The sequence below is a fragment of the Brevibacillus sp. FSL K6-2834 genome, assembly GCF_038592925.1.
GTDB lineage: Bacteria > Bacillota > Bacilli > Brevibacillales > Brevibacillaceae > Brevibacillus > Brevibacillus borstelensis.
The window spans coordinates 3,395,673-3,408,141 of the sequence record NZ_CP151945.1; the positions used below are offsets into that span (position 1 = coordinate 3,395,673).

Consider the following 12,469-nt stretch of genomic DNA (forward strand, 5'->3'; position numbering starts at 1 on the left):
GAGCCCTCCTAATCCATCTCTGACAGTTGGTGGAGCAAAGTCATCAAGTCATCTCTCGCTCCGCTGTCCGCAAGTCCCTCGACGATGCTCTCCATCCGGTTCAGCAAAGCCTGCCGCTGTTCATGCCGGGCCGACAAACGCAGCTTGTCTTCGTATTCGAAGAGCTGTTTCTCTGCCCGCTTGATGTGATCGTACACAGCCTGTCTGCTGACCTCGTGCATCTCGGCAATTTCGCCCAGCGACAAATCGTCCAGATAATACAATTCCAGATATTCGCGCTGCTTGCCCTTGAGGAGCGGTGCGTAAAAGTCAAACAAGAGATTAACTTGATTGGTTTTTTCGAGCATGTAACCAATCCTTTGCTGAGAGGTACTCGAATCATCCTGTAAAGACTTTTTCCTTTACAGCACGATACCTATACTACCTAATTCCCCATGTACTGTCAAGCTTTTTTATTGACAAGATTTTTGGAACAACAATTACGGTTCCTGTACGCGAAAGATCAAGCCTCCGGCTGCTGCTCGCCCTCTGTCTCCTGCGCGATCAGTCCGGCGAACAAGGCGTGGACAAACTGTTCCGGGTCAAACGGCTGCAAGTCGTCCATCCTCTCGCCAAGTCCCACGTATTTCACCGGGATGTTCAATTCGTTGCGAATCGCGATGACGATGCCGCCTTTTGCCGTACCGTCCAGCTTTGTGAGGACAATCCCTGTCACGCCGGCAGACTTTCCGAACGTTTTCGCTTGCGAGAGCGCATTTTGTCCCGTCGTGGCATCGAGCACGAGGAGCACTTCATGCGGCGCTCCTGGCAATTCCCGCTGCAGGACGCGGTGGACCTTGCTCAGCTCTTCCATCAGGTTTACTTTGTTTTGCAAACGTCCCGCCGTATCGCACAGGAGGATGTCCACTCCCCGCGATTTTGCCGCCTGCACTGCATCGTAGATCACGGCCGCGGGATCGACTCCCTGCTGGTGCTTGATCACGTCCACGCCTACGCGGTCTCCCCACACTTCCAACTGTTCGATGGCGGCTGCGCGAAATGTATCGCCGGCTGCCAGCAGCACTTTTTTGCCTTGCTGCTTGAACATATGCGCCATCTTCCCGATCGTCGTCGTCTTTCCGACGCCGTTGACGCCGACAAACAGGATGACGTTCAAGCGGCCGTCCTCGATGTTCAGGCCCGCGTCCATGGAATCGTCATTTTTCAGCAGGGCAACCAGCTTCTCGGACAAGATCGGCTGCAAGTCCATCGCGTCTTCGATCTTTTGCTTGCGAACCTCGGAGCGGAGCTCGTCGATCAGCTCCATGACGGTATTGACCCCGACATCGGCGGTGATCAAAATTTCTTCCAGCTCTTCAAAGAAGTTCTCATCGATTTTTTTGTAGCGACGGACGAGATCCTCCACCTTTTCCACCAAGAGGTCTCGGGTCTTGGCCAATCCGTCTGTAAACTTCTGCGTGACTGCTTCCGATTTTTGTACAATCGCATCCCGCAAGCGTTTAAAAAAGCTCATCTTCATCTTCCTTTTCTGTCTGAGTAAAAGCGCCATGCCTTTACATGACTGGCTTTATCGGGCTTCTCAAGCCGACTCGATATATTTGCGCGTGTCCTCCAGCTTGACGGAAACGATCTTGGAAACGCCGCCCTCCTGCATCGTGACACCGTACAGCACATCGGCGCTCTCCATGGTGCCTTTCCTGTGAGTCACGCAAATAAACTGTGTCTGACCGCTGAATTGATGCATGTATTCGGCAAAGCGGTTGACATTGGCCTCGTCCAGCGCAGCCTCTACCTCGTCGAGCACGCAGAACGGCACCGGCTTGACCTTGAGTATGGCAAACAGCAGGGCCATCGCTGTCAGTGCGCGTTCTCCCCCTGAGAGGAGGGCGAGATTTTGCAGCTTTTTGCCGGGTGGCTGGGCGACGATGTCAATGCCCGTATCGAGCAGACTGTCTGGATTGGATAATACCAGATCGGCCCGGCCTCCGCCAAACAACTGGACAAATACGTCCCGGAACTGCTCCTGGATCGCGTCAAAGGTCTCCTTGAACCTGCGGGACATCTCTTGGTCCATTTCTTCGATCACCTGGTAGAGCATCGCTTTGGCTTCATTCAAATCCTCTTCCTGGGCACTGAGGAATTGCTGTCGCTCCGAAAGGCGTTCGTATTCTTCAATCGCGCCGAGGTTTACTGTACCGAGCGCGGCAATTTCTTTCTTCAAGCGGTTGACGATTTGCTGCTCGCTTTCAATCTCGCCGCGCGGCGGATATTTTTGCTTGGCCAGATCATAGCTCATTTCGTACTCTTGGGAGAGTTTATTCAACAAGTGATCCAGTTCGACGTCAAAGCGGTTGACCTTGACCTCCTCCTGATGCAGGCTGTCTTCCAATGCTTTGAGCCGCTTGCGGATCTCTTTTACCTCCAGCTCCACCTGCTCCTGGCGATGGTACAGAGTCGCGCGTTCGCTACGGCGTTCCTGGATCAGCGAAGCGACTCGCTCTTTATCCTGGCGCAGCTCGGCGATCTTCTGGTCGAGCTCGGCACTGCTTGTTTCGTTCGTCGCCTCCAGCTCGTCGTAGGAAGCAAGTGTCTTATTCAGCTCTTCCCATTCGCGCTGCAGGGTCTTCTTTTGCTCTTCCAATCTCTCTACCTGCTCGACGCGGGATTGATGCTCAGAGCTCACCTGCGCATCCAGCACCTTCAAGCTGGTGATCCGTTGATTCATCTCTTCTTTTGATTCCAGTTGCTCCTGACGCTTTGCTTCCGCAGCGGCAATCTGGTCCGACAGCGCTTTTTCTTCCTCCGTCATCAGGGCGAGAGCTGCTTCCAGCTCCTCCAGCTTTTTGCGGGCTTCATTCATTTCCCGTTCGTAACCGGCAATGTCCTGATCGACCACGAGCAGCCGGTCGGAGAGATTTTTCCCTTCTCCCTCTGTCTGTTGCAGGATGACCTTCACTTCCTGCTCCTTGAGGCGAAGCTGTTCTCCCTGATTGCGCAGCTGCTCCTGCTCCTGCTCGATCTGAAGCAGCTCTTTGGTTACATTTTCCACCAGTGTAGTATGCCCAATAATGGCCTCTTCGATCTGGGTCATTTGCGCTTCCAGCTCTTCAGCCTGACGGTTTCTCCCCAGCAGGTTCGTCGAGTTTTTCTTCAAGGCGCCACCCGTCATGGAACCCCCGGCGTTGACGATGTCCCCTTCCAAAGTCACGACCCGGTAGCGGTACCCGATCGTGCGGGCTACGCGATTCGCCTGTTCAAGAGACTCTGTCACGATCACATTTCCCAGCAGTGACTCTACGATGGTCCGATACGCAGCATCATAGGAAACCAGTTCGCTGGCAATGCCGACGACGCCCGCCTCCTTGCCGAGAAGGCGCTTGTCCTCCGGCTGCAGACTGCGCGGACGGATGACATCCAGCGGGAGAAAGGTAGCTCGTCCCGCGTTGTGCTGCTTCAAATAAGCGATGGCAGCCCGGCCGGCAGCCTCATTTTCCACCACGACGTTTTGCAGCGCTCCGCCAAGGGCCACTTCCATCGCTGTCTCGTATTTCTCCGGTACGACAACCAGCTCCGCCACGGCGCCGTGAATGCCTTGAAATCCGCGTTCCCGGGCCTTCAATATTTCCTTTACCCCTTGCTGGAAGCCGGCAAAGTCAGCCTGCATTTCCTTGAGCATATCCAAGCGGGAACGGATCGCTTCTTTGCGCTGCTCCGCCTGCCTCAGCTCGCGCCGGGCCGTCTCCAACCGGGCTTGTCCCTCGCGAATCCGTTCGAGCGATTCCTTGTAGCGGGCCAGCGTCTCCTCAAGTGCCGCTTCGATCTCCCGAAGCTGCCCCCGAAGCTCTTCGATTTTTCCGATCCGGGTCGCTTCCTCCTGGTCAAGCCGCTCTTTCTCGCTCGAAAGTCTTTCTGCACGGGCAAGGCCTGTCTGCAGTAGCTGCTGCTGATGGCGAATCTCATTTCGCAAATTGGCCAGATCGTTTACTTTTTCAAAGTAGTCGCCCTTTAGCCGCTCTACGTCGTCGGTCAGCGATTGGACCATGGCGTAAAACTGGTTCTCCGCCTCGCGCAGGGCAGCTTGGGCTTCCGAGAGCCGCTTGCTTGTCTCTTCCTTGCGGGCCCGCTCTCCCTCTAGTTCCGCTTCCACGGCGTGCTGCTTTTCCGTAATGCGGTGAAGCTGCTCGATTGTTTGCGAGCGATTGGCTGCCAGGTTGCGCAGCCTTTCTTTCAACACTTCCCGCTGCCCCTCTACTTTTTCCGTCTCCTCACTGACGGTCAAGAGAACCTGCTGCAACTCCTCAATCGATTCATCTATCTGGCTGACGTGAAACTTCGCCTTCTCCAGATCGGCTTCTCTGGAGGATGCCTGCGCCGACTGTCCGGCCAGCTCTTCCTGAAGCTCCTGGACGCGTCTTCCCGCTTCCTCCCACTTCGCATGGGCGGCTTCGATCTGCTGTACGTAAAGGGAGATTTCATGCTCAACCAGTGTCTGATGCAATTGCTTATAGGTACGTGCGGTTTCGGCCTGTTCTTTCAAAGGGCCGACCTGCTCGTTTATCTCGCTGACAATATCATGAATACGAACGAGATTTTGTTCCGTTTCATCCAGCTTTTTCTCTGCTTCCCGCTTGCGGCTCTTGTATTTGACGATCCCTGCCGCCTCTTCGAAAATGCCGCGGCGGTCTTCGGATTTCGTGCTGAGGATTTCCTCGATCTTTCCTTGTCCGATGATCGAGTATGCTTCTTTTCCGAGCCCGGTATCCATGAACAGCTCCATAATGTCCTTGAGCCGGCACGCTCGTTTATTTATGTAATATTCGCTATCGCCCGAACGATACACCCGACGGGTCACGGATACTTCCGAATACTCCACGTCGAGAGACCTGTCGGTATTGTCCAGCGTTAAGGTCACTTCTGCATAATTTACCGGTTTTCGCGAGTCGCTGCCGGCAAAAATGATGTCTTCCATCTTGGCTCCGCGAAGAGACTTGGCGCTCTGTTCGCCGAGCACCCAGCGGATCGAGTCCGAGACGTTGCTTTTGCCGCTGCCGTTTGGTCCGACTACAGCGGTGACACCAGGGACAAATTCAAGCTCTGTCCGGTCTGCAAACGATTTGAACCCTGCCAGTTCCAGGCGTTTCAAATACATACGAATGGTCCTCCTACCAAAAAAGCTCCTGTTTTGAAGCTCTACAAAGAAACTGTCACTACTTGAATAGCGTTCTAAAAGAAAGCTCCTGCCTGGGACAGGAGCGCAAGATTTTTTCTAGGACATTCCCTTTATAGTGTACCATATAACTGCAATCGAGCGGTATCTTTCTCCGTCCTGACAGATGGAGCCTTTGCTGTACGCTTCTACAAACCATATGAAAAAAAGAGCGAGACAAGCACAGGCGCTTCCTCACTCTCCTTCATACTCATTTTCCGTATTACTTGGCACCGAGTAGAATCAATGCTTTTGCGGCTGCCTGTTGTTCCGCTTCTTTCTTGGAACGGCCTGTGCCAACACCCAGCGACCGATTGTTCAAAAGCACTTCGGACACAAACTCACGGTTGTGAGCAGGGCCTTTTTCTTCCAATATGCGGTAGTTGATTTCACCCAGGTTATCCTGCTGAACAAATTCCTGGAGCTGGCTCTTGAAGTCCGTCAGGTTGGTAAACTCCCCTTTATCCACGCGCGGATAAACGTATTTTTCCATAAAGGTGAAAACCGCATCCAGACCTTGGTCCAGGTAAAGCGCTCCGATAAATGCTTCAAACACATCTGCCAACAGAGCGGGCCGCTGCCGGCCACCCGTCAATTCTTCCCCTTTTCCCAAGAGAACGAGCTCACCAAAGCGAAGCAGCTCAGCAAACTTTACGAGTGAGGGCTCGCAGACGATCGCTGCTCGAAGCTTGGTCATTTCGCCCTCGCTCATCTTGGGAAAAGTTTTATACAGGAACTGGGAAACGGTAAGCTCCAGGACAGCGTCGCCGAGAAACTCCAGCCGCTCGTTATCCTGTATACGCTTGCCGCGTTGCTCGTTGACGTAAGAAGAATGGGTGAACGCTTGCCGCAAAACACTCTCGTCGCGAAACCGGATGCCAATGGTTTCTTGCAGCTCGGCGAAATTCATCACCCTCACCACCATCCCCGAAGACTTCCTACTCTTCTTGTGAGCAGGGACCATTTATGCCTCGTAACGCTTTAAAATAATGGTTGCGTTGTGACCGCCAAATCCAAACGTATTGGAAAGGGCCACATTCACCTTCGCCTTGCGTGCTTCATTCGGTACATAATCCAGATCGCACTCTGGATCGGGGTTCTCCAGATTAATCGTCGGCGGCAAGATTTGATCACGGAGCGCGAACGCCGTTGCAATCGCTTCTACCCCGCCTGTTGCACCGAGCAGGTGCCCCGTCATCGATTTGGTCGAGCTGACTGCAAGCTTGTATGCATGCTCGCCAAACACTTCCTTGATCGCCATCGTTTCCGCAATGTCCCCTTGACCCGTGGAAGTACCGTGTGCATTAATGTACTCCACTTCGGAAGGTTCGATACCTGCGTCTCTCAGTGCGTTCTTCATGCAGCGGGCAGCACCCTCGCCTCCCGGTGATGGAGCGGTGATGTGATGGGCGTCCGCGCTCATGCCGTAGCCGATCACCTCTGCGAGAATGGTAGCCCCGCGTTTTTTCGCGTGCTCAAGCTCTTCGAGAATAAGCACGCCCGCACCCTCGCCCATGACAAATCCGTCGCGGTCGCGGTCAAACGGCCTGCTGGCCTTCGTCGGTTCGTCATTTCGCGTAGACATAGCCTTGGCAGAACAAAAGCCGGCAAACGCCATCGGACGGATCGTCGCTTCTGCGCCCCCGGTGATCATGACATCCGCTTGATCGTATTGGATCAGGCGAAGCGCGTCGCCAATCGCGTTCGTTCCAGTCGCACATGCGGTAATCGCACTGGAAGTAGGCCCTTTGGCTCCGTATTGAATGGACACGGCTCCAGAAGCCATATTCGCGATAAGCATCGGGATAAAGAACGGGCTGACGCGGCGCGGCCCTTTTTCCAGCAGCACCTGATGCTGCTCCTCCCAAGTGCTGAGCCCCCCGATGCCTGATCCGATGTATACACCAACACGTTCGGCATTTTCAGCTGTGATTTCCAGCTTGGCGTCCTCCACAGCCATCTTGGCAGCAGCCAGTCCAAACTGAACGAATCGGTCTGTACGTCGAATATCTTTTTTATCCATATAGTCTTCTGGATTGAAATCTTTGACTTCCCCTGCAATTTGCGTCGGGTAGTCAGAGGCATCGAAAGAAGTAATCGGTGAAATGCCCGACTTTCCTTCCAGCAAGCTATTCCAGAATGTCGTCGCGTCATTGCCAAGCGGCGAAACAACGCCAACGCCGGTAATCACCACTCTGCGTTTCATAAGGTATCACCTCTATAATGAAGTCAGCCATACGCTTCCTTGTTGCTTTTTAGGGGTTGAACTGCGATCGGAAATGGAGAAAGGAAGGGGGAAGCCCCGACCATGCGGGACTTCCACTGAATGGAACTACTTGTTAGCTGTTATGTAGGAAACAACCTCACCAACAGTAGTGATCTTTTCAGCGTCTTCGTCGGAAATTTCCAGATCGAATTCGTCTTCCAGTTCCATTACCAGTTCAACAACATCCAGGGAGTCAGCACCAAGATCTTCTTTGAAAGAAGCCTCCAAAGTGATTTTGGACTCATCTACACCCAGACGATCTACGATGATTTTTTTCACACGATCAAATGTATCTGCCATTTTGCTTCACCCCCTCTCCCCGTAATTATAGTGGATGAGCCTATGAAAAACTAGCAGGCTCTTTGTTACATGTACATACCGCCGTCAACGTGAAGCGTCTGTCCGGTCATATAGCCAGCAGCATCTGAAGCCAGGAACAGAACGACGCGGGCGATGTCCTCGGCCTGTCCGAAACGGCCCAACGGGATTTGACCCAGCATCGACGATTTCACGTCTTCCGGCAAAGCGGCGGTCATATCGGTATCGATAAAACCGGGAGCGACCGCATTTACCGTGATACCGCGGGAGGAAAGCTCACGCGCAGAGGTCTTCGTCAGTCCGATCACGCCCGCTTTTGCGGCCACGTAGTTGGCCTGGCCCGGATTGCCCATCACACCGACAACGGACGTGATGTTGATAATCCGGCCGGATCGCTGCTTCATCATCGGGCGGGTCGCTGCCTTGATACAGTTGAACACGCCTTTGAGATTGATCGCGATCACATCGTCCCATTCCTCTTCTTTCATCCGCATCAGCAAATTGTCGCGGGTAATTCCCGCATTGTTGACGAGGATGTCAATGGTTCCAAAGTGATCCAAAGCCTCTTTAAACATATTGTTTACTTCTTCGGCATCGGCTACATTCGCCCGTACCATAATCGCGTCGCGGCCCAGCTCTTTCACCTTGGCAACGGTTTCGGCCGCAGCCGCTTCACTGCCTGAGTAGTTCACCACGATATTGGCTCCCGCTTCAGCCAGAGTCAAGGCGATCGCACGCCCAATTCCCCGGGAAGCACCCGTAACGAGCGCCGTTTTTCCTGTGATCATAGGATACCTCCGTTCAACAGCTCCGTCAGCGATTCCATATCCTGTACGGAGACGATTTTCGTCTCGGCCGGGGCGATTTTTTTGATCAAGCCTGCCAAAACTTTTCCTGGACCTACCTCAACGAAGGTTGTGACCCCCTGCTCGACCATCCATTGAATGGTATCTTCCCACAATACAGGGGCCGCTACCTGTTGGATCAAGCTGTCCACAATGGTTCCCGCATCCGAAACAGGACGAGCCGAGACGTTCGCCACTACCGGCACAGAAGCAGCCTGTACGCTGACTTCTGCGAGCACAGACTGAAGCTTATCGGCCGCAGGCTGCATCAGACTGGAGTGAAACGGTCCGCTTACGTTAAGCGGCAGTACCCGCTTGGCTCCGGCTGCTTTGGCCTTTTCGCCTGCCAGCTTTACGCCCTCAGCCGATCCGGAAATAACGATCTGTCCAGGGCAGTTCATATTGGCTAGTTGGACAGGGTTCCCGGCACCGCTGACTTCCTCGCAAACAGCATGCAGGGCTCCGCGCTCCATCCCGAGAACGGCTGCCATGGCGCCCTGGCCTGCTGGAACGGCTTCCTCCATGAACTGGCCGCGTGCCCGTACGACTTTCACCGCGTCCGTGAAGGACAGGGCTCCTGCCGCCACCAGCGCAGAATATTCGCCCAAGCTATGGCCCGCATAAAAATCAACCTTCATATCCGCTTTCTTTTCCCGAAGTGCCTCCAGTACGGCTACACTTGCCGTCAAAATGGCCGGCTGTGTATTGGCCGTCAGGCGAAGCTCTTCTTCCGGACCTTCAAAGCAAAGACGAGAGAGGGAAAAACCGAGCGCTTCATCGGCTTGTTCAAAAATGCGCCGTGCGGCATCTGACTGTTGCGACAGCGCCTGGCCCATCCCGACAAATTGAGACCCCTGTCCCGGGAACACAAATGCCACCTTACCCATTACTTTTCTCCTCCTTCCGCTTCTTGGGTCGACCATTTAAGCAAAGTCGCACCCCAGGTGAGTCCGCCGCCAAAGCCGACGAGAATCACGTTGTCTCCTTCCTTCAGCCGCCCTTCCTGGATCGCTTCGTCCAGCGCAACAGGGATCGATGCGGAAGACATGTTTCCGTAGCGGTCCAGGTTAATGGCCACTTTATCTTCGGAGAGGCCGAAGCGTTGAATCGCCGAGTCAATGATGCGCTTGTTTGCCTGATGCGGCACCAGCAGGTCGATGTCTTCCTTGGAGGCACCCGATTTTTCCAGCACGGCTTCCGTTGCGGAGTTCATGACACGCACCGCAAACTTGAACACTTCTCCGCCAGCCATCGAAATGTAGTGGAGATTGTTTTCAATGGATTCGGCGGAAGCCGGGATTCGGGAACCGCCAGCCGGTTGAGACAGAAGTGCGCCGCCCGATCCGTCTGCCCCCAGCTCAAATGCCTGGAACCCGAGACCATCCTTGACCGGTCCGAGTACCGCAGCCCCTGCACCGTCTCCGAACAAAACGCATGTATTGCGGTCCTTGTAGTTGGTGATTTTGGAGAGCGTCTCCACCCCTACGACGAGGATATAACGGTACAGTCCGTTGGCGATGAACTGGCTTCCCGTTGCAATCCCGTACAAAAATCCGGTACACGCAGCCGAAACATCCAGTGCCGCCGCTTTTTTCGCCCCCAGCTTTTCTTGCAAGATGCAGGCTGTCGATGGGAACATCGTGTCAGGCGTAACCGTAGCCACAATAATCATGTCAAGCTGTTCCGGACTGATATTCGCTTTGGCCAGCGCTTTTTTCGCGGCTTCCAGGGCCAAATCGGAAGAAGCCTGCTCCGGTCCGCAAATGCGGCGTTCCCGGATACCCGTGCGGCTCACGATCCATTCATCCGAGGTTTCCACCATTTTTTCCAGATCAAAGTTGGTCAGCACTCTCTCAGGTGTATAGGAGCCTGTCGCCAAAATTCCAACCGAACGCGTTCCTTTCATCTGTTCTCACTCACTTTCTCCCGGTGTATTTTTCTGCAAGGCGTCCTGAATGTACCCGTTCACATCCTGTGAAACGAAACGTACGCCACTGGCTATCGCATTTTTGACCGCTCGTTCGTCTGACGAGCCGTGCGCCTTGATGACTGGTCGCCGCAATCCCAAAAGCGGTGCTCCTCCGTATTCCGCGTAATCCATCCGTTTGCGGAACCGGACCAGACCCGGTTTTAGAATAGCCGCCCCTACTTTATTAATCAAACTGGAAGTAAATTCCTGCTTCAAGACAGAAAAGATTGTCGCTGCCGTGCCTTCCATTGCTTTTAACAGCACGTTTCCAACAAAGCCGTCAGAAACAAGCACGTCGCACTCGCCCTGCATGACATCGCGGGACTCCACATTTCCGATGAAATGCAAATCGGCATCCACGAGCATTCCGTAAACGGCTTTTGTCAGCTCGTTTCCCTTGCCTTCTTCCGTCCCGACGTTCAACAGCCCCACGCGGGGACGTTCAAAGCCAAGCACCTTTTCCGCGTACAGGCTTCCCATGATTGCGTATTGATAGAGATGCTGCGGCTTGGCGTCCATATTGGCTCCAACATCAAGCGCCAACGTGACCCTTCCTTTGATGTTGGGGATAAAGGCAGCAAGCGCAGGCCGTTCGATTCCTTCCATTCTTCCGCACAGCAGAAGTCCGGCTGTCATAAGCGCACCCGTATTTCCTGCCGAAATCGCAGCATCTACCTTGCCTTCCTTGGCAAGCTGCACCGTTACGACGAGAGACGAATCCTTTTTTCGCCGGACGGCCCGCACCGGTTCATCATCAGCCTCAATGATTTCCGACGTATGGTGGATTTCCAAACCGGACGGAAGCTCTCCAGGCAGTTCACGCCGTATGGCTTCCTCGTCTCCCACCAGCACCACCGTTAAAGCCGGATTCTCTTTGACTGCCTCCCATGCGCCCAGTACAGCGCTTCGCGGAGCGTTGTCTCCTCCCATCGCATCCAATGCGATTCGCATCCGTGTCCCTCCTTGTTTGCTCATATATTTCTCGTGCTGACATTTGACATCCCGACGACTCGGAATGTCGCTGTAAAAACGAGCTCTCCCTGCACCTTTGTTTCGACGCGAACCTTGCATTCATCGCCATCGCGATTTCGTACGACCGCTTTGGCTACCAGCTTTTCGCCCAGTCTGACCGGGCGGACAAAGCGAATGCGTGCAGTCGCGGTCAAAGCCACATCGGCATCGATGACAGCGACTGCCAGTGAATTGGCTTGCGCAAATATGTAGTGGCCTCGAGCGATTTGTGTCCGAGCAAAAACATGCTCTTCTTTAATTTCAAGTACAGAGATTGCCTGTACGTCCAGTTGAAGGTCAACCACGTCGCCGATCACTTCATCGATCCCAAGCGATTTTACCGGGTCGAGATTTTTTTCGGCAACGGACTTGATACGCTCGCGCAGCTCCGGTATTCCAAGTTCCAAACGGTCTAACCGTATTGTTTGAATACTGACCTGAAATAACTCAGCCAGATCCTCGTCAGTGGCAAAAGGATTCTCCTGCAGAAACTGCACCAGACGATTCTGGCGGTCTTTTTTTGGCAAGCGGGCGATGCTCAACACCCCCAGTGTGTCTTTATTCGCATCCATATGTTTACGAGCTGTTTTTAATACCAGGTACCAACCAAAGTATAAGGGAGGATGCTTGCAATTACAAGTAAAGATCAGGGGTTGCGGCAAAAAAACGACCATAGACCTGTGATTTTTGAAGGGGAATGGTTCCCCAAGGTCCATTTTGAAGCAAAGACCTTCGCCTGAAAGAAAATCCGGCTTCCATCGCCGGTCGAGCAATGTAAATACAAAAACTAAAAAGGAGCCCCGACCATCAGGAGCTCCCCTTTGATAAATTTGCCTGCCGTCACGCTGTTGCCA

Annotated in this window: 11 protein-coding genes; all 11 read right to left on the reverse strand. The window is 53.8% G+C overall.

From position 1 onward, the window contains the following. Nucleotides 1–8: 8 nt before the first annotated feature. Entirely contained in the window at nucleotides 9–347 is a 339-nt protein-coding gene (locus NST96_RS16810; RefSeq protein WP_003386028.1) for a putative DNA-binding protein, read from the reverse strand. Nucleotides 348–502: 155 nt separating this feature from the next. Beyond that, complete coding sequence (gene ftsY / locus NST96_RS16815; RefSeq protein ID WP_342404255.1) at nucleotides 503–1,513, reverse strand: signal recognition particle-docking protein FtsY; 1,011 nt, start codon at nucleotides 1,511–1,513, stop codon at nucleotides 503–505. 66 nt (nucleotides 1,514–1,579) lie between these two features. Continuing rightward, nucleotides 1,580–5,149 (reverse strand): chromosome segregation protein SMC, encoded by a 3,570-nt coding sequence (gene smc / locus NST96_RS16820; RefSeq protein WP_342404256.1) that lies wholly within the window; start codon nucleotides 5,147–5,149, stop codon nucleotides 1,580–1,582. 280 nt (nucleotides 5,150–5,429) lie between these two features. Continuing rightward, complete coding sequence (gene rnc, locus NST96_RS16825; RefSeq protein ID WP_277614074.1) at nucleotides 5,430–6,116, reverse strand: ribonuclease III; 687 nt, start codon at nucleotides 6,114–6,116, stop codon at nucleotides 5,430–5,432. A 54-nt stretch (nucleotides 6,117–6,170) separates the two neighbouring features. Further along, a complete protein-coding gene (gene fabF, locus NST96_RS16830) occupies nucleotides 6,171–7,412 on the reverse strand; it encodes a beta-ketoacyl-ACP synthase II (RefSeq protein WP_003386033.1) in 1,242 nt (413 codons plus the stop codon). A 126-nt stretch (nucleotides 7,413–7,538) separates the two neighbouring features. Continuing rightward, nucleotides 7,539–7,772, reverse strand: a complete 234-nt coding sequence (gene acpP / locus NST96_RS16835) for an acyl carrier protein (protein ID WP_003386034.1) — start codon at nucleotides 7,770–7,772, stop codon at nucleotides 7,539–7,541. 65 nt (nucleotides 7,773–7,837) lie between these two features. Further along, nucleotides 7,838–8,578 (reverse strand): 3-oxoacyl-[acyl-carrier-protein] reductase, encoded by a 741-nt coding sequence (fabG, locus tag NST96_RS16840; RefSeq protein ID WP_003386035.1) that lies wholly within the window; start codon nucleotides 8,576–8,578, stop codon nucleotides 7,838–7,840. Continuing rightward, complete coding sequence (gene fabD / locus NST96_RS16845) at nucleotides 8,575–9,522, reverse strand: ACP S-malonyltransferase (protein ID WP_003386036.1); 948 nt, start codon at nucleotides 9,520–9,522, stop codon at nucleotides 8,575–8,577. Before fabD ends, fabG begins: the two co-directional genes overlap by 4 nt. Further along, nucleotides 9,522–10,541: a beta-ketoacyl-ACP synthase III gene (locus NST96_RS16850; RefSeq protein WP_003386037.1), complete on the reverse strand. Its 1,020-nt coding sequence runs from the start codon at nucleotides 10,539–10,541 to the stop codon at nucleotides 9,522–9,524. The genes fabD and NST96_RS16850 overlap by 1 nt, the downstream gene beginning before the upstream one ends. A 6-nt stretch (nucleotides 10,542–10,547) precedes the next feature. Further along, complete coding sequence (plsX, locus tag NST96_RS16855; protein ID WP_322630262.1) at nucleotides 10,548–11,675, reverse strand: phosphate acyltransferase PlsX; 1,128 nt, start codon at nucleotides 11,673–11,675, stop codon at nucleotides 10,548–10,550. After that, nucleotides 11,576–12,160: a transcription factor FapR gene (gene fapR, locus NST96_RS16860; protein ID WP_024982983.1), complete on the reverse strand. Its 585-nt coding sequence runs from the start codon at nucleotides 12,158–12,160 to the stop codon at nucleotides 11,576–11,578. Before fapR ends, plsX begins: the two co-directional genes overlap by 100 nt. Between the last annotated feature and the right edge of the window lie 309 nt (nucleotides 12,161–12,469).